The organism is Alkalilimnicola ehrlichii, from assembly GCF_003399765.1.
Lineage (GTDB): Bacteria > Pseudomonadota > Gammaproteobacteria > Nitrococcales > AK92 > AK92.
On the sequence record NZ_NFZV01000007.1, the window covers coordinates 43,008 to 63,055 of the forward strand.

Here is a 20,048-nt window from a genome sequence, read left to right on the forward strand (position 1 = left end):
CTAGGGAGGCGCAAGAACGGGATGAGTAATACAGCGCAAGATATGCTCGGCAGAGTAGGGGCCAGCACTAGCCACTACGAGCTGGACATCCAACAAGTAGCTGCCGGCACCTTTACGGTAACCGGCTTCAAGTCACAACGGCACGTCTTATCGGACGACTACTGTTTCATCATAGAGGCCACGGCGCCGACCGGTTTCGACGGCAACCCGCTACTCGGCTCCGAGGCCTGTTTATCGATGCGCTGGTCGGGCCAGAAAAGCCGGATTCACGGCGTGATCAGCAAAGTGAACTTCACCCGCGAGGGCAGCGACGGGCCGGTTTTCCGCCTGGAGCTAAGCTCCCCCTTGTGGCGGCTGAAAAAGGCCCGCCATAATCGCGTCTTCCTCGACAAAACCGTCGAGGAGATCGTCACCGAGGTGCTGGAGGAAGCCGGCATCGGCAGCGAGGCGTTCGAGTTCGAGCTTAACGGCGATTACCCGCAGCGCGAGTACATCGTGCAGTTCGACGAGAGCGACTACGACTTCATCAGCCGCCAGCTGGCCTTCGACGGCGTCTTCTTCGGCTTCGAACAAACCGAACGCCGCGCCGTCGTCCTGTTCGCCGACGATGCCTCGGCCCTGTCCGAACGGCTCGGCATGGTGCACTTGCCGTATGTCGTCCAAAGCGGGCAAGACCGCCTGTCCGAGGCCGTGTTTCAGTTCAGCCGCGAGTGGGCGGTAAATACCGCCAACCTTATCCTCAAAGACAGCAACGACCGCACCCCCGACCAGCGGCTGGAAGTCGAGACCGAAACCCGCTCCGATGTCTACGCCGTTGGCACGGCCTACCTCTATGGCGAACACTTCGGCGACGATGCCGAGGGGCAACGCTTAGCCAAGCTGCGGCAGGAGCTGCTCGACTGGCAGCGCGACGTCGTCATCATGCGCAGCGACTGCCGCGGCCTGATGCCGGGGCGGCGGCTGTCGCTCAGCGACTGCCCGGAACGCGCCGTCAACGGCGACTGGCTGGTGATCGCCGTCGAGCATAGCGGCGATCAGAACGCCGCCCAAGCCTACGGCGGCGACGCCCAAGGCATGACCTACGAAAACACCCTGCACCTGATCCGTGCCGGCACGCCGTACCGCCCGCCGGTGTTGGAGAAACGCCGCGAGACGGCCACCACCTTCCACGGCCAAGTGGAAACCGCCGGCGGCGACTACGCCCACGTCGACGAAGACGGCCGCTACCGCATCCGCCTGCCGTTTGACTTAAGCGACCGGCCGGACGCCGAGGCCAGCCACCCGGTGCGGCTGATGCAGCCTTACGGCGGCGGCGAGCACGGCATCCACTTCCCGCTGCACGCCGGCACCGAAGTGCTGGTCGGTTGCCTCAACGGCGACCTCGACCGCCCGCTCATCCTCGGCGCGCTCAACAACGCCAACACCCCAAGCCCCGTTACCGCCGCAAACCGCAGCCAAAACGTGCTGCGCACCTGGGGCGGCAACGAACTGGTGATGGACGACCGGCTGGGCGAGGAGCGTATCGAGCTGTTCACCCGCGACCGCGAGAACATCCTCACGCTTGACGCCACCGAAGGTGCGCACAAACTCCGGATGGCGAGCGAGAAGGGCGACGTCGAACTCTACGCCGGGCGCAACATGCTCATCGAATCCGGCGAGAACCAAACGGTGGAAGTCGGCGCCGATCAAGACATCACCGTCGAGCAATCGCAACGGCTGATGACCAAAGAAGGCGAGATCGAATACCAGGCCGCCACCGACTTCCTGCTCAAAGCCGACGAGAACGTACGCGTCACCGCCGAGAACCAAGACCTCGAACTCGATGCCGGCCAAGACCTGGTGGTGCAGACCGGCAACGCCTTCTCCCTCAACGTCGCCGACGAAGACATCCGCTTCCTCGTCGAACAGGGCGACTTCGCCCTGGATTCGGCCGGTGCGATCACCGTCAAAGGGCAAGGCAACGGCAATATCCACATCGGCCAAAGCGGCGGCGCGATCGAAATCACCGCCGACGGCAACCTCACCGTGGATGCACCCAAGGTCGAGATTACTGGCGGCAACATTGCCATCAAGGGCCAAAACCTCGGCGAGAACTAAAACCCGTCGAATACCACGGGGGCGCACGGCGCCCCGGCCTTGCTAAGGAGCAGCGCTGCATGAACAACAACATCACCCCGATCTCCCACGCTCGCACCACCGCCACCGGCGAACTGGCCACGGTGGTCAGCGCCCGCGCCGGCGAAGCGCTCACCGTCGCCCGCCACGACGGCCTCACCCTACCGGTGGCCGGCCACTTAAGCCACGTCGACTACCTCGCCGAAGGCGACACCGTCACCCTCGCCCCCGACCCGCGCGCCGCCGAGGCCGTCATCGTCACCGGCCGCCTGCGCCGGGCGGGCGAGGACATCCCCTTCCGCTACCAAGACGGCCGCCTGCACTTAACGGCCGGGAAAAAGCTGGTGCTGCAAGCCGGCGAAAGCACCGTCGAGCTGAGCGCCGACGGCCGCATCGTCATCGACGGCAAGCGGCTGGACGGCTTCGCCGAGAAGCGGATGACTTTCCAGAGCGCCACTATCGAGTTGAACTAACCGTGAACGAGCTGCTCGACGAACAAGGGCACTTGAAAACTGCCCAAGGCCTCTATCGGCAACGGCAGTTGTTGCTGCCGCAGCCGAGCTTCCCCGCCGACGGGTTGACCAAGCTGGAGTGGCGCCTGGTGCGCTACCTCGACATGTTGACCCGTGCCGGTTACGCCGAAGAAACCCCCGCCAAGCCGCCCGCGGCCTTCGTGGCCGTGGCCGTCGCCTGCCTGCGCGACAACGCGCAAGGCCTACAACACGGTCTGGCTGTAGCCGAGGCCGAGCCGGGCTTGCTGGAGGCGGTGTTTGACGCCTTCGGCCTGTTTCCGCCGGCAGCGCTGGATACGGAGCTTGAAGCGCTGTACCAAAACAAGGAATCGCTGCGGTTGGCTTTGCTTACGCACTACCATCGCCTCGGCCAACCTTTGCCGCAGGGCTTGCTGGCGCATGCCGAGTCGCAAGACAAACAGCCCGAGCTGCAAGCCGCCGCGCTGCGCTATGCCGCCGACCGGCCCGAGTTTAGTGGCGAGCGCTTCCCGCCGTACTACCGCGCCGAGCACGCCGAGGTACAGCAGGCCGCCCTTTGGGGAGGGCTGCTACGCAAAGACCCCGACGCCAAAACCGCGCTACGCGCCGCGCTCGAACACGCCCAGGATAAGGACAGCGGCGCGCTGCTACGCTTGCTCGCGCTAGCGGGCGAAGCCGACGACTTTCCCATCCTCGAACGCTACGCCGAACATAACCCCGCCGCCGGCCTGCCGCTGCTGGCCTTATACGGCCGCCAAAGCATCGTCCCCGCGCTGCTCGCGGCGCTGGATAATCCGGCCAGTGCCGAGCCTGCCGCAGCCGCTTGGCAGACGGTGTTCGGCGAAGCTCTGCCGGTGAAACCGCGGCTGGCCGTGGTCGAAGGCGACAGCCAACAGGCGGTGGAAGAGGGGGGCGCCCTGCCCGATAGTGCCGCCGCCCGCGCCCACTGGCAGCAGGTGCAGGCCCGCTGGTCGGCCGAGGCACGTTGGCTGGACGGCCGCGCCATGACGCCGACGGCGCTTGCCGAGCGGGCCGCCGCGCAAGCCGGCGCCGCCGGTGCCGATGCACTGGCACTATTAGCCTTGATAAACCCCGGCACCGCCGTGCCGCACCCGCAGGCCTGGCAGCACCGCCGCCACACCGCGCTCCAACCGCTGTTGTCGGCCGTTTCCGCCCAGCCCGAGCCGGAGGTACGCCATGCTTGAACTGGTCAATAAAAGCGACTGGGAAGCCGCGCTACAACTCGGCTGGAGCCTCGAGCGCAAACGCCAGTTCACGCTGGCGGTGAAAATCGGCTACCGCTTCGCCGTCGACGGCACTCTGGAACCCCTGGCCGAAACGCCCGAACTGGTTCGGGCCGATGCTTACCACGGCGAGCCGGATAGCAGCAGCTTGTCCGCCGCCAGCGAAATGGTGCCCTTCAAGGCCGGCGCCGAGTTTCTCTTGAGCGGAACGGCGCATCCGCCGAAAGCCGGCGTGCGGGCGATGGAAGTCGAAGCCGCACTGCGCTTTAACGACGGCAGCCAGTGGCGCAAAACACTGCTTATTGCCGGCGAGCGGCAATGGAAGAAAAACCTGCTCGGCGCCGCGCCCACCGATGCCAAAGCCTTAGGGCCGCTGCCGTTGCGCTACGAACACGCCTTCGGCGGCGTCGACGACAAGCGCGACAAGGTCGACAAGCGCAACCCCGTCGGGCGCGGCTTCGCCCACCGCGGTCGCGTCGAACCCGGCCAGCCGTTGCCGCAAATCGAACGCGGCCCTCGCTTTATCGTCCGCCCCACAGAGCAACCCGAGCCGGCCGGCTACGGCCCCATCCCGAGCCATTGGCAGCCGCGGCTAGAAGAGCAAAAGGGCTTCGACCTGAAAGCGCTGGAGGACGGCCACTGTCCGTATCCGCGTAACGTCTCGGCCAGCCTATTCAACTGCGCGCCCAAGGATCAACGCTTTCCCCAGGCCTTCCAAGGCGGCGAACAACTTAGCCTGCGCGGGTTCTTCCCCGACCACCCCGGCGCGGTCGAACTCGAACTGCCGCAGCCGACGCCGGAAGCGTTCCTCGTAATCGACAACCGATGGCAGCCGCTTACCTTGCAGTGCGACACCTTGCAGGTGGACACCGACGCCGGCGAGCTCTATCTCGTCTGGCGCGTCGGTATTCCCTGGCCGGTCAGCGATCCGCGCGAAGCTTGGGTGCTGGTACAAGCCCCGCATTCGCAGGCCGAGCACGAGACGGAGCCACACGCGGAACAGGAAGTGACGGCATGAAACGAATCCTCGGCAAAAAAAGGCGAACGCCGAAGTACCGCCCCAGCCGCCAAAGGCCGCGCGCCCTGAGCCGCTAGCGCTGATCGCCACCGGGGTTTGCACCCTGGCCGGTACCGGCGATTACGCCGCGCAAGGGGCGGTGCAGTTGAAGATTAATGGGGCTAAGCCGGATAAAGTCATCACAGTGCCGGCCCCGGATGGTAGCGGCGATAAACCGCTACAGACGGCCGCCATTGACGAAGCGCTGTTGCCACTCGAACTTAGCCCGACTGACCGTGTCGGCCTGATGTTGGGTTACGCGTTGGCGTCACTGGAAAAAACGTTGCCTTCCGAATACGTGACGGATGACAGGCGCTTGCACGTTCTTCTTCCGGCGCAATCGACCCTACGTGGCGAAGCGTTAGACCCAGCGCAGATCAAAGCGCTAGCCTTAGAAGCGGCGCCCGCATTTTCCGTTTGCGATTGGCAGTTCGACACCAGCGGCCAAAGCGGCACCAGCGCACTGACCCAGCTTGCCAACGACCCCGAGGCCAACAGTGTGATCTTTGCCGCGGTCGACTCGTTAGTCGACGTGGCCACCTGCTTTGAGCTTGCTCGGGCCCGCCGGGTCATGACGCTCGGCGCCACCCAAGGCCTAGTTCCCGGCGAGGCGGCCGCCGCTGTCGTACTCACCCGCGCGCCCGGCGAGCAGCCGGTACGGGCTTGGCTGCGGGGCTGGGCCAGTGAGCCAGAGCCGGCCGTCGGTAACGCGGAAACCGAACGCCTCATGGGCCTGCGCACCGCCATCAAAACGGCCCTCGAACAGGCCGAACTCGACGCCGGCCAGCTACAAGCCGTCTCCCATGCCCTGGGTGCGGAAGTCGCCGGCGAACTGGAGTGGTACCAGATCCAGCAACAGTACTGGCACGGCCAGCGCGGCCCCGAACAGCAGCGGCTGCACCAAGCCTTCGGCGATGTCGGCGTGGCCGCCCTGCCGCTGCAACTGGCCTTGACCGCCGCCGAGTACGACCACCAACGCGGCCTCGAACAGTACGGCTTTCCCGCGCCGGGGCCGGTACTGGTGTGCGAAACCCCCAACGCGCCGGTGCGCGGCGCCGTTTGCCTGACGCCGGCCTGAAGCCGGGTAAAATACAAGGAGAAGTAAAGCAATGGCTGGAAATGTGCTCATCAACGGTAAAACCGCCGTCCATGCCGGCTCCGGCGGCGTGCTGCAAACCGACGACATCTGCCGCACCCCCAGCGGCAGCGGCACGACCGACGTCCTCTACGTCAACGTCGCCCAATCCAAGGACGCCGCCAAAACGGCCGGCACGGTCAAGATCAACGGCCACCCGGTTTGCACCAAGGCCTCCGTGTTCAGCAAAAGCACCGGCAACGAGCCGGGCCGCAAGGGCGGGGTGAGATCCGGCACCACCCAAGGCCAGGCCGAATTCCTCACCGCCTCGCCGAACGTGCTGATCGAAGGCGAGCCGGCTGTGCGCGCCCACGACCTGATGGTTTCCAACAACCAAAACACCCCGCCGGCCCCGTTGATGCAACCCTCCGGCGCACCGCCGCAGGCGCTATCGGCCGGGAATCCGGCCGAGCTTGAGCCGGAGGAGCGGCCGGATGCTTATGTGCTGGATGTCGCTGGCGCTGACTCGGCTTTCGTCAAGGGCCGGATGGCGGCGAAGGAGGATGAGGAATGAGCGCCGGCGCGGACAACAACGACCCCCTAGCCTGTGCGCCGCAGCGAGCGCTAGGGGACACCGCCCACCTGCTGGACGGCCACCGAGAACTGATCTTGCCCGCCCTGGGCAAAACGGCCCGGCTTGTGTTACGCCTCAACGATTCGCGATTCGGGTGGCTGGATATTCCGTTCGGGCGAACGCGGGCACAGTCGAGAGAGGATATCGAGCAGTCGCGGGAACAGGCGCCTGGCACGCGAAAAGACATCTCGGTGCCGATCCTTCCCCTGTGCTACACGACGCCGGAGCGGGATGCCAAGCAAACCGCGCTGCCAAAAGCTGACGGTTACCTCTACATTTTCGTCGAAGGACGGCTTTGGCGCGAGCTTCGCTCGGTCGGGCGCGGCTTTTACAAGGACGTCAACCTTGCAGAACTGGCGGGCGAAGACGAACGAGAGCCGACCGGGGAGCCGGACGCTCGTATCCTCGTCCCCTATCGGATCGATGGCGAGCCGGTGACGGTTGAGATGTGCTACGCCCACGTGCAATGGAGTTGGGAGCGGATCAACTCGATGGGCGGCCTGGCCGAAGAACATATCGGCGACACCCCACCGCCGATGCCGACCGATGAGCAACTTGCCGAGGCCGAAGCGTTGCGCGCGCTGCGCATGCGCAGACTTGATCTTTCAGGCTATGCCGAGCGCTTCCCCGAACGCGCGCCCGACGAGCAGTGCGCCGGCGTGCGCAACATCACCGATGTGGTTCACCTGCATGCGCTCAAATGGTTGCAGCGGGCGCAGATACCCGTGGTCGAATTAGACGACCACTTAGGGATTGTTACTAAGCTCGCGGAAAACTATCAAACAGCGTGGGCGGAAATGGGGAAACTACTGGAGGATTTACGGAATCCAGAGCATGAGGGAGAGAAAGCTAACGAATTTCCATTTGCCCCATGGTTTGACTCCGCGCTGTTGGCTAACCGATATTTCTTCGCGGATTTTCCGGATCCGGAGCTGGAGGGCGTTGCTGAGCGCCCCGGCCAGCCGAGTGATTTAGAGCGGGAGTGGAAAAAAGCCAAAGAACAGCGCGAGGAGTGGCAAAGTCAACTGAGTTACGACGACATCCAGTTAGCTCTAGGTGTCGAACGCCGAAAGGCACTGAGGGAGCGGATTAAAGAAACCAAGGCCGCGCTGGTTCAGTACTTGGATACCACTAATCCAGAGTTGGACAACCTCATCGCCGCTATTGACGATTACGCCACGCTGCCCGCCGGCGATCCAGACGAGCAGGCCTGCTATGCGCACTTGTTCCTGTGCGTGCAGGAGCTGGTGGCGAAGCTGGGCGATCATGAGTACAGCATGGATTTGGAGCTAGAAGTTAGTGCTCCTAACCCTGTCGAGCTTACTGAGCAAGATATTGGGCATCAATTATTAGGCAAGATTTTAGATCCTGATGCGGGGCACCCGTTACACGAGCGCCTGATCCCACCTGCTGCAGAAGGTGAAGACCGCTTGGCCCCCAATATGGCGATCCAACCGCCTGGCAGTCCTAAGGCTAATCCGAACAAACTTCTCCAAACCGGACAAAAAGGGATGAAGCTTGTCGGGGATTTGATCGACAATTTCGCGAAAGCAGCAGACCTCATTGAGAACGAGACACGGACGCAAGGAACCGTAAGGCTGATCAACTCGACCGCAAGCCGCGACTTGCTGGGCCAGCTTGAGTATCAGACGATGACAGTTGGGGAATACGCTAACGGCCAAACAAGAGATGGCCGTTTTCGCGTCGTGAGCGCTTATGTTGCGGAGATTAACGAAGAGATACGGGACACCCGACGGGAGATGCGAGCAAGGCTGAGGATCCCTGATGAGACGTTGGAGATCAAGGGCGGCGGGTCCGTTCGAATCAATGTCTACGATAAGAAAGGCAACCTAATGGGTGCCTCTAGTGCCGAGGCCTTTCGTCAAGGCCACGGGCTAAGCACCAATCACTTTGTCCGGCAACAAACGTACCAGAATATTGGTGACGGCTTACGAGAAACTAATGTCAACGTCATTGTTGTTCGTGACCCAGGTCGATTAGCTGAAGCCGGTAGGCAGTTGCGCGATACTCGTGTTATCGCGAATGGTATATATCCTATTCTTCTAGCTATTGAAGGGTGGAACCTTGCGAATGTGACATCGGAGCTCCTTGACAAAGGAGCTTCTCAGGCAGAGCTGACTACCTTTATGCAAGGTTCTGGCGCAATTATCAACTTTGCTGCTGTCACTGCTGGATTGATGAAAGCCCGATATGAAGCGCTGGGGGTTGATGCTTCACCTGGAACTCGTGCCAACAGAGTGAATCTCGCAGCCCGCCGATTAGGTACTGCCGGTGGTATCTATAGCACAGGATCATCGCTATATGCGATGGAAAAGGCGCTTCGACGCGGAGATGATGCGGCCATTGCCTACGGTACTATCGCGTTGGGGTCGGCGATCTCAACCGCTGCTACGCTAGGAATGGGTGCGAAAATCGGGGCGGCACTCATTGTCGGAGTTAAAGCCAAGTTAGCGCTAGCGCTGATCGGCGGGATCCCGGGGCTGATAGGTGTAGCGATTATTTTGGCCGGTTACGCCTTGCTTACCTGGGTGTTTACCGAGGATACGCCTTTAGAGGAGTGGTTAACGAATGGGCCGTTTAGTGTCAATGGGCTGAGGCCTCGGCGCCATATCCAAACTGTGTGGCGTGGGCGGGAGCGCGCGCATGTCTGGCGTGATCGGTTGAATGGCGTTCTTATGACGTCGGTCTATGTTCGGGCTTCGGATGATGTGCTGTTAAGCGTTCAAGAGGCGCCACCGCTAACTCAACGAAGGGTGGGGCGAACGCCCCGGCTTTATCAGCAGGGTGAACAGCTATTCTTGCGAAAAGGAACGGGGTCGGTACCGATTGGCAGAATCGGCGAGCCGTTTTCGTTTGATGTGCTTGAGGTGGAACGTAGTCAGCGGTTTGCGGGGCACCTGCCGGGCGATACGCCGCACGATAAGTTCGGCTGGTGGTATGAACGTCCCGAAACCGCCTACCTGGCGCTTCATGAGGCGATCTATATGCCTGCTGTCGACCTTAGGTGCAAAGCGTTGGCAGAAGATTTCGCGGAAATGCAACACGGTGAAGCTGTAATAACCGTACATTTCCCACTTCTGCTGCAGAATCGCAGCCGTGTTTTTGTGGAGCTGTGGATGCGCAAGAGTGGTGGACTCTTCAACATGGGAGCGGGCGATTGGGAGAAGCTGCAAGAAGATCTTGATATTTTCCGCGAGCAAGTTGATGGGCCGCAAACGGTAATTTATCAGTGGCAGCTTCCCCGTGGCCAAGCGGGTGAATATGAGCTTAAGGCAAAAGTACGGGTTGACTTGTATGGGGATGGCGAGGTTGTATTACCAGCCCTACCGGCCAGCGATCGTGATCAGCCTGAGCTAGGCGAAGATCAATGGATCGAGGCGGAGGACAAGCTACGGCTAATGCGTCTTGTCGCGCATAGCAACCGCATCCGTCTCTGAATTGAGGGAGCTCTAATGCCGAGAGAAGGGGTGTTTCGTTTTGCAACGCCGTTGCCTAAACGCGTGTATAGACCTTTTATTGACTATGAATCGCAGATTGAAATTGATGATAAGGTTTGTCGCGTGCCAACGAAAGATGCGTGGGGATGGAAAGGTGATGTGATAGTTACTGCCCCCTTTTGTTGGCATTGGTTCGGTGATTTTTATTTTTTTGGGGTTTTTGGAAAATATACTTTGTTTTTCCTGATTGGGCTTTTTTTGGCTGTGGTTGCTTTCTTTATTTGGTATGCGGCGGAAAAGTTGCTTGGTCCAGATGCGGATCGATTTATGATTTTCGATCGAGAAAACGGTGTTGTTTATTTCGATACCGGTTTTTTCAGAAGAAAACGTTGACTTTTCCATTTGCTGAGACTGAAGCGTACCACCAGCGTGCGTTTAAGCCTATCGGGGCCACCGGTGCGGGAAACAACGAAGACCAGATTGTGCTTATGCATCTTGAGCGCAAGCAAATGTGCGTGCTGGACTCTAGCGCCGGTGGGCCCGACCGGCCGCTGGCGATCTGGTCGTTCTTGGTGCAATACATGGACAAGGACGGCCCGTTGCCGGATGTGCCGGCCTTGGCCGAGTATCCGAACAGGACGCCAGGCCTCGGTAGTTGGGATGAGTGGAAAAAGGGGGCGTTGCGGGATCCGTTTCTAAGTTGGAAAGCCGAATGGAACTCGATGCCGAAGGCGCTGAAGGAATACGCCGAGGAGCACGGGGTTGATGCCATGCTAGCTTACCGGGATCGTCAGCAGGCGGAGAAGGCCCCGTCTGCGAGCCGCCGCACCGGCTAACGATTCCTCCCGCTGAAAATGCTCACTGGGCAGTTAGGGCGTTAGGCGCGCAGAATAATTAACGGACTTTGGAAAAGAGAAGAACTGAAAAGGCATATGAACGGTACGGGTAAGTTATGGTTATGGGGCGCGGCAGCACTGCTCGTGAATGCGTTGTTGATTGCCGGCTATCTTTATGCGATTGCCAATCTGGGACGTGGGCACAGGCGGAGCAGCGTGAGCTGCTTTACTTTTTTGTCTTTTTGACTAGCGTGATTTTCTTGGCTCCGGTCGCGGCGTTATTTAAGCAGGTACGGCTGGCCGGCCATTTGTTCATCATGGGCAGCGTTGTAAGTTTGCCGGCCGGCGTGGTTGGCATGATAGCGGGCTGCCGGATCATTGAACATGCGGATCGTCTACAGGCGGATGCACCTAGTGAAGCCGAGTCGCCCTTGAGAGAGTATCACTTGGCGTTATCAGGCTCGCTTATTGGCACTGGCGCGGTGTTCGCTACGATAGCGCTTTTCGCTCTTCCGGCCTCGCTTTTGCTGGGCGGGCTGTTTCTGAGTGTTGGCGTTGCTCAGCTTGGCTTGGGATTGTCTTTCAGTACGAGGCCGTTCCTATTTGTCTACGAAGACCGCCTTGTTATCAACTCACTGCCACTGTCTACAAAAGTGACCTCCATTCCTTTTAATAAGGTGACGTCTGTAGAGCAAGAACCTTCTCGGCTCGTACTTACCTACAAAAGTGGCCGGGACCGCAAGACTTTGCGATTGAGCGAGGTTTTCTTGGGGAGCGACAACTTTTACGGTCTGACTCGGCGTTTGGCGAGGGTCGGTTTACTGGCAGCGCCTGCGGCCTAGTAACAGCCTGGTTCAAGCCTGCTTGCCATTGGCTCGCGACGCTGTCCAAATGCAGAACAAGGGCGAGTGAACATCATCCCGGCCGACAAGGGAGGAACGCATGCCTTCTTGCGCCTTCACGACCTGGACTATGATTGGCTGGATATTCCGCTAGGCGAGCTGAAAGCCCAGCCTCGTGACGAGTTGGAGGAGGCCCGGAGCGAGGAAAGCGGGCAGGGCGAGAATATCGTCATACCGATCGTACCCTATGATCATGGCGCGGCCGCCGCCTATGGCGTGCAAGCTGCGGCGTTTACTGGATGTGGCGCGCGAGGGTGCGCTACAAAACCGAAGACGGTTTACTCCTTCCTATGGGGGACGAAGATGCGGAGTCGGCTGATCCAGTAGACATTAACCGGAATATACCGGGCTGGGTCTATGACACCTTGGTTTTTAGGTAGGGCGCGGGATGACGACGACGAACGAATACTACGCGGAGACGGCGTACGATAGCACGCGGGCAAGCGCTTCGGGGGCTCAGGCAAAGGATTTGGAAGGATTTGTTTCCAATTCCTTAAGGCGTGCGCCCTTAGTAGGGCTGAGAGGGGTGCACTGTAGCGAGCATATGGCGGCTTGTAACGCCGATGTCGATGAGATTTTTACGCATGAGTGGCCTGAGCGCCCAGAACATCATCAGAAGCTCTTCTGGGAACGGCTGGGAAACCCTAAGGCTTTCGTAGGTGTCTTTCGGGTGCTCACTGGTATCTTCGTATATGCATCCTTCGTGATAATCAGTTTTGTGCTGTTAGTCGTCGGAATGTCGGCGATAATGGATGTCTGGCTATATCTTGCGGTGCCAATAGCTATTTTCGGTCTATTGACATTGGTAGAGAAGTCCAAGCTGCTTTCGAATAAGGGCAACTTTTGGCTCAACCGGCAGACCGGGATGGTGGTCATCCCGCGGTGGCGCGGTGCGGTTGAGTTGCCTTTTGAAGAGTTCGACGCCTACCTACTTTCTCATACGGGCTATACGGCAGGCGTGGAGCACAAGCTTCAACTGGTTCATCGTTATAGTAACGAGCTCCTGATTTGCCCGCAGCCGTGCCATGACAGTTGGGAGGTGGAGGCGTTGTGGGAGTATTGGCAGCAGTACATGGACGTGTCGCGCCCGCTGCCCGATGTACCGATCTTTGAGCCTGTGCGCGAGCTGGATCCGGTGACGGCGGCTTATGACCGTGAGCATAACCGTCCGAAGTACTACTGGCGTAATATTTCGCAGCGCCGCGCGGACCATATGGTGCGAGCCGCCCGTCTCGCAGCGGCGAGCTATCCCTGGGGGCTAGATCAAGCGAGTGCCCGGCGGCAGGGTTGGGAGCCTTCCGGCTTTGGCGAGGGCGATTGGCAGAGGCGTCCGGTGCGAAACGGGGATTCACAGGTTGAGCGCGTGGTGGCACGCGAGTGGTGGAGGTCGTGGATTGGGCCAACTATCTTCGCTGCGCCAATTTTACTTTATGGCGTTTATGTCAGGCTGATGGGGTGACATAAAGAAGTTTATCGCGTACTACCGAACAAGAGGATATCCAACCAACCGGCGTGCCGCGTGGTTTCCGTTAGATTTTCATCAAGATTGAGAAGGCGACTGGCACGGAAACCACGGTCCGGCTGATCAACTCGACCGCAACCATCCATACCCTGGGCCAGCTGGAGTACCGCAAGAGAAGCGCTGGAGGACAGCCGGCGCGGGCTCGAGCAAGCGCGCGATAATCAGTCGTTGGCGGTAGAAGAAGGTCGGCGGCTCACTCAGTACGATGACATAGGGCATGCCCGCAGCGTCGAACTCGACCGGCTCGAAGCCGAGCACCGCAACCTGCAAGCGGCTTTGCGCAGCACCCCTTGGCGGCAGTGGGGGCTAGCGGGGAGCGGCGGGATGACCGTCTTGAGCCTTGGGCTGGAAGTGCATAACTTGCAGCAGCTGTTGAACGACAACAATGCCAAAGGCGATATTAACGAGTTGATCAAGTTCGTCGGCGGCCTGGCGGGGCTTGTCGGCGGCATGTTGGATCTGGCTCGGCTTGGGCGAGACGGGCTTTACCTGCTAGGGATCGGTTCCGGTCAAGCGGCGGGAGGGGGCGCCGTGGCGCGGCTCGTCGGCAGCCGGCTTGCGGGACGTTTGAACGTGGCCGCTTCGCTCTCGTCGCTGTATACGAGCTATACGGATTCGGTAGCGGCGGCCAGTGCCTACGATATGCGCTTGGCCGTGCTGCACGGGGTGGTGTTTGTCGGTACCTTGGTCGGGCTTGTCGGGCTTATGGTCGGTGGCCTCGTGGTCGGGCCGATCATCGCGGTGGCATCCTTGCTGATCGTTGTCGGAGCCGCATTGCTGATGCCTTATTTCCGAGACAGCCAAGAAGAGTATTGGCTGAAACACGGCCCGTGGGGGAAGCGCGGCAATGACAACTCCGAGGTCGTCCAGGCGTGGGATCAGGATCTCAACAAGGTGCTCAAGGCCTGGGAGAATTTGATGAATCCGGTGTCGGTAGCCGTCGCCGCGGGCCGCCACTACGTCACGGCCGAGGTGGTCGGCATCAGCGACGCGAAGCCGACGTTAATGGTGCGCCCGGCGCTCTCCGCTTGGCGTGATAACATGGTGCGCCGGTTTGGCGCCTTCGCCCAACCGTTAGAAGTCCCGCAAGAGAACGGCGACCCCGCCGCCGGGGACGCGCGCGCGCAAGCTTTAAGCACGATTCTGAAGGATGCGGACTGGTTGCCGTTGCCGGATCGGCAAGGCTATAAGCTGGTCGTGCCGACGCCCGACTTTGAGCCGCTCCGGCGTTATTACCGTCAGGCAATCAGAGCGTTTCACGGTGCCGAAGCGTACGACGAGCTGCCGGGGGTGGACTTCTACGTCTGCGTCAAGCGGGATGGAGAAGAGGTGGCCGGCGCTGAGGTGACGGTATCCTAAGGGGCTAGCGTGGAATGCATAAGTATGAATAACAAGGTCGGTCGTTTATGACAAAGCATGACGCCAAGGTGGACGTGCACGCCCGCGGGTGGCTGGTGTTTTTTGCCGTGCTGTGGTTCGGCTGGTATCTATTTGCCGAGGCGCTGGCGTACGAGCATTTTCTCAACCGCTGGCTAGTAAGCTTCTCAGGAAGCTTCCCAAGGTATGAGATTGAGTACACCCTTTCCTTCGTGATGTCGGTGCTATTGCTGGCCTTGATCGTCAAGTTTGCCGTGTTATTCGGGCGGCATGTCGGGGCGCGACGGGCAGGGTGGATGGTCGGCATGGGCGTCGTGCCCGCGACCTTGCTGGTCCTCAACGTGGTGGTCTACGCGCACTGGTTCACGCCTGCGCAGAGCGTTGATACGCGTCCGCTCGGGCAAGCGGTTGTGGCCTTGCACGCCCAACGGATGCAGGTGCCGGGGCAGCCCGGCTATCAGGCGGTGGAGTTCGAGTGGCCCGATGTGACGGTGCTCGAAGCGCGGGACGGCATTCTCGTCTTGGGGAGGAAAAAGCCTTTCTCGCGGCGTGGGGTGCCGGTCGAGGATCAGCTTGTCGGTAGTCATGAGGCGCGTCTGTGTTTGACGCGCTCCGCCCACGCCCGAAGCCTGCTGCCGGAGGACTTTGCCCGGGTCCGGGCGAGCGTCGATCAACAACTGGCGGGTGTGGGGGGAATCGACGGGTTGCGGCGAACGCTTGGCAATTACGCCGGAGATATTCCCGACTGGGGGTTGTACTTGGCCTGGAAGTATCCGCGGCATATCTTGGCGGTGGTGGACGTCGGGGAGCGTGTACAGGTCGAGCCGCTGGGCGGTGACCGCTTTCGCGTGAGTAGCGAGTGGGAAGTGCCGGAGCGGTTGCAGACAGTCAGCCGTGCGCGGCGCCACTACGAAACTCGCCAAGTCTGTGTGCGCGGCGCGTTCTCCTATGCAGATCGGGGGCGCCGCGACCAAAGGGTCGCTCAGCCGGAAACCCTGCTGCGCCGATTGGACCGAGGGCCCTACGGTGTGTGGCTGTATGTGTGGCACGAGAGCCGGAACTATGTGGCCGGTGCACGGTTGATTTTTCACCGAGATCCGTGGCAGCCGGCTTTGCGTCGTGCCGGGGCTTGTTGGCTGAGTAAGGCCGGGTGCGACGAGTGAGCGGGTGTCACGATTCGGGCGTAAAGCGAGAACCACAATGAAAGAATTTGCGAAAGCGTGGCAGACGGCTAACGGCTGGTTGATTAGTGGGTTGGCGCTCAATGCGCTATTGCTGTTGGCGGTTTTGCCGATGGTCCTGCGGCAGGTGAATTCGATCTATGAAGAATTCGTGCCCATGGGGATATTCATGCTCGTGCTGATGGGGATCAGTGGTTTGGCCTTTGTGGGGGCTTGGTCATAGCGGCGGGTAAGCCGAAGTGGGGCGCCTGGCTGGTGTTGATTGGCAGTATTCCGCTGTTTCCGTTCAGTGCGCTAAGCCTGGTGGGCGCGGAGCGGGCCTGGGCGAAGGCGCGCCGGGACGAGGAAGCCGAAGCGCGCGCTCGTAGGTAGGTCGTCGCTACAACCCAGGCCCACCGCGCTCGACGAGGTCGGTGGGCCTTGCTGTTTTGGGCATCGGTGTTTGGCCGGATAACAAGGTGGCCGTCTCGGCGCTGCATGTGATCGAAACGGGCGGGCATCCGGATCACATGTTGTCTAAGAGGTTGTCAAACGCATAATGAGTTTTTTCCACGGGCCGTTAAAGAAGCCGGAGTCGCGTTGGTGGCTGGTCGCCGTCGGGTTTATCTGGTTTGTGTGGTTTGTGATCACCGAGATGGTGATCGACCAGATCTATTATGCCCACAGGGTTGACAGGCATTTGGACGGGTTTTATCTCCTGTTATTGCTGGCGTCGCTGGGTTTCCTGGTGGTGATTGCGCAGGGGGTGGTGACGCTATGGAAGCAGGCCGGGCCGCGCCGAGGGGTGACGGCTGCGCTGATGGGGCTGCTGCCCGTGGCCGTGCTGGCTTTGCATACCTTGGCGCAAGCAATCGTTGCGGCTCCGCCAGAGGACGTTGCGTTGGGTGATTTGCAGGAAATCCGAGAGGCTATCGACGCGCTTATCGAGAAGCGGATGGCTACTGAGGGGCAGTCGGGGTTTCAGTCTGTTGAACTCACCTTGAATGATATGCGGGTGTTGGACTTTAACGAGGTGTTTGTTGTCTTTGGTCGCCCGAAGTCGTATTGGCGTCGAATGGTTCCACAGAGCATCTCTGCTGGCCCATCGTTGCCCAAAGCAGGAGGGTGTTGTAGTCAAAAATTCGTAAATGCTTTGCACGAGGTGGATTTTGCGGAATTGCACGCAAGCGTCGATGCCCAATTGAATGATCGCGGTGGGATTGAGGGCTTAGAAAAACGTTATGGGGGAGAGTTCAGGCCACGGAATGTGAGTCGTCATCCGCGCCGGTATCTGAGTTGGAAGTATCCCGGATATACTTTGGTAGTTATTGAGCCTGGACCACGATTCAAACTCGAAAAGCTTGCTCCCAATAGGCTTCGATTGAGTTCCGATACCCCCCAGGATACTCGTTTTGAAGGTCGCCAACGGGTTGCTAGAGATCGTGCCATATTGGAGTTTCGATCTGTCTTTGGTTTAAGTGATGGTTCTGAGGGTAACCCGTACGGCGTGAGGCGGCCGCGTCCACTGGGGACGGCTTTGCCTTACGGGCCTTGGGGGCTGTGGGCCTATGTGACTCAGGAAAGCCCGAATTACTTTGCCGCCCTGCGCGTACTCTTCCACCGCGATCCCTGGCAACCGGCCTTGCGCGAGGCCGGGGCGTGTTGGTTGACGGATGAGGGGTGCGACTAGCGCCCTCAACTGGGCGCTGTGCATGAGACAAGGCCGCCGCCGGGCGGCTTTGTTGTTTTTGGCTTAGGTGCCGTGGCCCAGGGGCAGGTCTAACATTCCAACAGTTGGCGAGGTGCATTCCGGGACACCGTTTAACGGGGTAAAGGGTTGGTAGTTGCTGTTGCTCTTCTATTGGTGGCGCTCGATGGTACATACGTGGAGGCGACGTTCAATCCGCAAGGCGGGCTGTCGCGCCCCGATAGGTACGGCTCGTTCAACGAGGCGGAGTATCGGCGCATTGCCGAATTGCATGAGCCGCCGCCTCCGGTCGTTATCACGGACACAGACTGCCGGGTGGCCGAGGTGCCGCTTGAGGACGAATTGATTAAGTGGGATCTGAACCAATCTGGGAGGTGGCAGTAATGCCGGTTTATCGGGGCGGGCCCAGCCATGCGGAAGCGGCGCGGGCGCTACGGGAGGGTAAACTGCCGGTATCGCCGGTCAACGACACGTCCGTGTTATGGCGGCAGGACCAAGAAGAGGTGCTTTTTGGCGGCGGCATAACTTTCGGCGAGTACTTGGTCGTTGGCTACTCGCCGTTCGCGGCCTTGTATTTTTGTCTCGGGTTTGGGAGCTTGATTCTCGCCATTACCTTTATCCTCCTCTTCACGGCCATCGGCAGTGGGGTGATTTTGTTGCTTGGGCTGGGCTTTGCGGCGTTGGTCTACCCGTTTATCATGTGGGGGGCATTGAAGCCGCTATACCGACGCTTTATCGTGTTCGACCGTGTTCGGCAGTTGGTGCATATCCCGCACCGGTTCGGCGACGGGGTGGATCGGGTGCGCTTTCAGGACGCGAGTTTCTGTATTACCGACTATCCTTCCGGTTATGCCAACCTGCGCAGCGCAACTGCCCTGTATGTCGTTCGGCCCGGGTGGGATCTGTTGCGAGACGGCTACCCTGCTCAGACGCGTATGGTTGTTGTCGCGGGTGCGGGCTATGAGGGGCACGATAAGAAAACAGAGCGGGCGTGGCGGCATATTGTGCAGTTTATGAGTCGCCCGGCCGGTTCGGATGAATATTCCTTTCAATATATGGCGAACGAAACTCATGGTGGCGATGTAATCGCATACCTCCGCGACCTTGATCCCGACAGTAACTATCGGCGTTTTGAGCCCAAGGAACTCGGCACCCTGCCGAATTGGATCCGGGAGCCGGACGGGCGTTGGCGGCGGGTCGGCGAGGCGGAGGCACGGGCGCTTATGGCGGCAGGGGGCGGCGCGCACGCCGACGCTACGAGCTAACGGGTGGCGTGCCGCCTGAGTCGCTAGGAAAGGGTATCCGATACGAGAGCGGGTGCTTTCGGAATGCCGCCGACGGGTCGTTCGAGCGGGCTTGTCCGGTCTGCTACCCCTATCCTGTGTTGGCCATCGAGGCGGCCATCGCTTAACTGTCCTCGCTTCCCCGCGTGTTCGGCAATCTTGGCTAGACAAGTCATTACTAATTAATCTAAGCTTAGCTAAGCTAGACTAGGTTTGGGCGGCCAGCGAAGGGATGCGCTACATTCAGCGTTTCCTTAAAGAAAGGGATTAAGGAGTAAGCTATGCAAGTCAACATGCACGAAGCGAAGAGCAAGCTCTCGCAATTGGCCGAGAAGGTGTACCAGGGCGAGCGGGTGGTGATCGCGAAAGCCGGCAAGCCCTATCTGGAGCTTTTGCCGCTGCGCGACGGCCGGCGTCAGCGTACGCCTGGCCGCCTGGCCGGTAAGATCACGATGGCGCCGGACTTTGACGCCACGCCGGACGAGGTGATTCGCGCTTTCGAGGGGCAGGAATGAGACGGCTTTTGCTCGATACCCATGCGTTTCTCTGGTGGCTGAGCGATGACCCGCAATTGGGTGAGCGTGCGCGCGCGGCGATTGCCGATGAACGTAGCCTCGTGTTTGTCAGCGCGGCCAGCGGCTGGGAGATCGCTATCAAGCGGGCGTTGGGGAAATTAGAAGTGGATGACGACCTCGATGGCATCGTCGAAGAAGAAGGCTTTGAGCATTTGCCGATCACTTTTTTCCATGGCGAGCAGGCCGGTGCGTTGCCGCGACTGCACGCCGACCCCTTCGACCGAATGTTGATCGCGCAGGTGCAGGCCGAAGGGCTGGTGCTGGTCACGGCGGATGAGCAGATACCGCAATACGGCATCCGGGTGATGGATGCGCGGAGGTAATAACATGAACGACCCTTTATCTCGCCCCTATCTGTCGGCGTAGTTGTTGCCTGACCTGCGCAAAGATAAGACTGAAATCGGATCTTTCTAGGTCGCCGATTAAAAATAGACTAAGCCGTAGAGGAGCAAAGGAACAAGAGGCCATCCAATCAACCGGCGTTGTGCCGGGCGGGTGCTTGTTGGTTGGCCGACGAAGGCTGCGACTAGCGCGCCGAGAGGTGTTGTTGCTGCATTGGCATTATGCGGAGTCCGAAGCGCCCGTTTGATCTTTCGCAAATTTACCTTCCA

Annotated in this window: 20 protein-coding genes; all 20 read left to right on the forward strand. The window is 60.2% G+C overall.

Annotation, left to right across the window (positions count from 1 at the left end):
- Positions 1–21: 21 nt before the first annotated feature.
- The 20 genes from CAI21_RS08525 (at position 22) to CAI21_RS08620 (ending at position 19,760) form a co-directional block, all read left to right on the forward strand.
- Positions 22–2,097, forward strand: a complete 2,076-nt coding sequence (locus CAI21_RS08525; protein ID WP_116301900.1) for a type VI secretion system Vgr family protein — start codon at positions 22–24, stop codon at positions 2,095–2,097.
- 59 nt (positions 2,098–2,156) lie between these two features.
- A complete protein-coding gene (locus CAI21_RS08530; protein WP_116301901.1) occupies positions 2,157–2,588 on the forward strand; it encodes a hypothetical protein in 432 nt (143 codons plus the stop codon).
- A 2-nt stretch (positions 2,589–2,590) separates the two neighbouring features.
- A complete protein-coding gene (locus CAI21_RS08535; RefSeq protein WP_116301902.1) occupies positions 2,591–3,811 on the forward strand; it encodes a hypothetical protein in 1,221 nt (406 codons plus the stop codon).
- The gene (locus CAI21_RS08540; protein ID WP_116301903.1) at positions 3,804–4,868 is read left to right on the forward strand and encodes a DUF2169 family type VI secretion system accessory protein; all 1,065 of its coding nucleotides are present in this window, start codon (positions 3,804–3,806) and stop codon (positions 4,866–4,868) included. Before CAI21_RS08535 ends, CAI21_RS08540 begins: the two co-directional genes overlap by 8 nt.
- A 145-nt stretch (positions 4,869–5,013) precedes the next feature.
- Positions 5,014–5,985: a hypothetical protein gene (locus tag CAI21_RS08545; RefSeq protein WP_116301904.1), complete on the forward strand. Its 972-nt coding sequence runs from the start codon at positions 5,014–5,016 to the stop codon at positions 5,983–5,985.
- A gap of 31 nt (positions 5,986–6,016) precedes the next feature.
- Complete coding sequence (locus CAI21_RS08550; RefSeq protein ID WP_116301905.1) at positions 6,017–6,556, forward strand: DUF4150 domain-containing protein; 540 nt, start codon at positions 6,017–6,019, stop codon at positions 6,554–6,556.
- Between the two features lie 251 nt (positions 6,557–6,807).
- Positions 6,808–10,074 carry a hypothetical protein gene (locus tag CAI21_RS08555; RefSeq protein ID WP_147305063.1) on the forward strand — a complete coding sequence of 1,089 codons (3,267 nt, stop codon included), beginning with the start codon at positions 6,808–6,810 and terminating at the stop codon, positions 10,072–10,074.
- A gap of 15 nt (positions 10,075–10,089) precedes the next feature.
- Positions 10,090–10,467 (forward strand): hypothetical protein, encoded by a 378-nt coding sequence (locus tag CAI21_RS23120; protein WP_181919327.1) that lies wholly within the window; start codon positions 10,090–10,092, stop codon positions 10,465–10,467.
- Entirely contained in the window at positions 10,464–10,910 is a 447-nt protein-coding gene (locus tag CAI21_RS08565) for a hypothetical protein (protein ID WP_116301908.1), read from the forward strand. The genes CAI21_RS23120 and CAI21_RS08565 overlap by 4 nt, the downstream gene beginning before the upstream one ends.
- Before the next feature lie 116 nt (positions 10,911–11,026).
- Positions 11,027–11,752, forward strand: a complete 726-nt coding sequence (locus CAI21_RS08570) for a hypothetical protein (RefSeq protein ID WP_147305064.1) — start codon at positions 11,027–11,029, stop codon at positions 11,750–11,752.
- Between the two features lie 66 nt (positions 11,753–11,818).
- The gene (locus tag CAI21_RS08575) at positions 11,819–12,139 is read left to right on the forward strand and encodes a hypothetical protein (protein ID WP_116301910.1); all 321 of its coding nucleotides are present in this window, start codon (positions 11,819–11,821) and stop codon (positions 12,137–12,139) included.
- A gap of 61 nt (positions 12,140–12,200) precedes the next feature.
- Positions 12,201–13,271, forward strand: coding sequence for a hypothetical protein (locus tag CAI21_RS08580; protein ID WP_147305065.1), 1,071 nt, complete (start codon positions 12,201–12,203; stop codon positions 13,269–13,271).
- A gap of 231 nt (positions 13,272–13,502) precedes the next feature.
- Entirely contained in the window at positions 13,503–14,693 is a 1,191-nt protein-coding gene (locus CAI21_RS08585) for a hypothetical protein (protein ID WP_116301912.1), read from the forward strand.
- 47 nt (positions 14,694–14,740) lie between these two features.
- The gene (locus tag CAI21_RS08590; protein ID WP_116301913.1) at positions 14,741–15,874 is read left to right on the forward strand and encodes a hypothetical protein; all 1,134 of its coding nucleotides are present in this window, start codon (positions 14,741–14,743) and stop codon (positions 15,872–15,874) included.
- A gap of 37 nt (positions 15,875–15,911) precedes the next feature.
- On the forward strand, positions 15,912–16,115 hold the full coding sequence (locus CAI21_RS08595; protein ID WP_116301914.1) for a hypothetical protein: 204 nt from the start codon (positions 15,912–15,914) through the stop codon (positions 16,113–16,115).
- A 315-nt stretch (positions 16,116–16,430) separates the two neighbouring features.
- Positions 16,431–17,561, forward strand: coding sequence for a hypothetical protein (locus CAI21_RS08600; RefSeq protein ID WP_116301915.1), 1,131 nt, complete (start codon positions 16,431–16,433; stop codon positions 17,559–17,561).
- Between the two features lie 147 nt (positions 17,562–17,708).
- Positions 17,709–17,963 carry a hypothetical protein gene (locus CAI21_RS08605; protein WP_116301916.1) on the forward strand — a complete coding sequence of 85 codons (255 nt, stop codon included), beginning with the start codon at positions 17,709–17,711 and terminating at the stop codon, positions 17,961–17,963.
- Positions 17,963–18,844 carry a hypothetical protein gene (locus tag CAI21_RS08610; protein ID WP_116301917.1) on the forward strand — a complete coding sequence of 294 codons (882 nt, stop codon included), beginning with the start codon at positions 17,963–17,965 and terminating at the stop codon, positions 18,842–18,844. Before CAI21_RS08605 ends, CAI21_RS08610 begins: the two co-directional genes overlap by 1 nt.
- Before the next feature lie 299 nt (positions 18,845–19,143).
- Positions 19,144–19,377 carry a type II toxin-antitoxin system Phd/YefM family antitoxin gene (locus tag CAI21_RS08615; protein ID WP_181919328.1) on the forward strand — a complete coding sequence of 78 codons (234 nt, stop codon included), beginning with the start codon at positions 19,144–19,146 and terminating at the stop codon, positions 19,375–19,377.
- Positions 19,374–19,760, forward strand: a complete 387-nt coding sequence (locus CAI21_RS08620) for a type II toxin-antitoxin system VapC family toxin (RefSeq protein ID WP_116301918.1) — start codon at positions 19,374–19,376, stop codon at positions 19,758–19,760. The genes CAI21_RS08615 and CAI21_RS08620 overlap by 4 nt, the downstream gene beginning before the upstream one ends.
- Positions 19,761–20,048: the final 288 nt, after the last annotated feature.

Excerpts from the sequence above, each read along its gene's own strand:
- CAI21_RS08530 (WP_116301901.1), top strand. The coding sequence starts at position 2,157 with ATGAACAACAACATCACCCCGATCTCCCACGCTCGCACCACCGCCACC.
- CAI21_RS08540 (WP_116301903.1), top strand. The coding sequence starts at position 3,804 with ATGCTTGAACTGGTCAATAAAAGCGACTGGGAAGCCGCGCTACAACTC.
- CAI21_RS08600 (WP_116301915.1), top strand. The coding sequence starts at position 16,431 with ATGAGTTTTTTCCACGGGCCGTTAAAGAAGCCGGAGTCGCGTTGGTGG.
- CAI21_RS08580 (WP_147305065.1), top strand. The coding sequence starts at position 12,201 with ATGACGACGACGAACGAATACTACGCGGAGACGGCGTACGATAGCACG.
- CAI21_RS08615 (WP_181919328.1), top strand. The coding sequence starts at position 19,144 with ATGCAAGTCAACATGCACGAAGCGAAGAGCAAGCTCTCGCAATTGGCC.
- CAI21_RS08550 (WP_116301905.1), top strand. The coding sequence starts at position 6,017 with ATGGCTGGAAATGTGCTCATCAACGGTAAAACCGCCGTCCATGCCGGC.
- CAI21_RS23120 (WP_181919327.1), top strand. The coding sequence starts at position 10,090 with ATGCCGAGAGAAGGGGTGTTTCGTTTTGCAACGCCGTTGCCTAAACGC.
- CAI21_RS08620 (WP_116301918.1), top strand. The coding sequence starts at position 19,374 with ATGAGACGGCTTTTGCTCGATACCCATGCGTTTCTCTGGTGGCTGAGC.
- CAI21_RS08525 (WP_116301900.1), top strand. The coding sequence starts at position 22 with ATGAGTAATACAGCGCAAGATATGCTCGGCAGAGTAGGGGCCAGCACT.
- CAI21_RS08610 (WP_116301917.1), top strand. The coding sequence starts at position 17,963 with ATGCCGGTTTATCGGGGCGGGCCCAGCCATGCGGAAGCGGCGCGGGCG.
- CAI21_RS08595 (WP_116301914.1), top strand. The coding sequence starts at position 15,912 with ATGAAAGAATTTGCGAAAGCGTGGCAGACGGCTAACGGCTGGTTGATT.
- CAI21_RS08590 (WP_116301913.1), top strand. The coding sequence starts at position 14,741 with ATGACAAAGCATGACGCCAAGGTGGACGTGCACGCCCGCGGGTGGCTG.
- CAI21_RS08570 (WP_147305064.1), top strand. The coding sequence starts at position 11,027 with ATGGTTATGGGGCGCGGCAGCACTGCTCGTGAATGCGTTGTTGATTGC.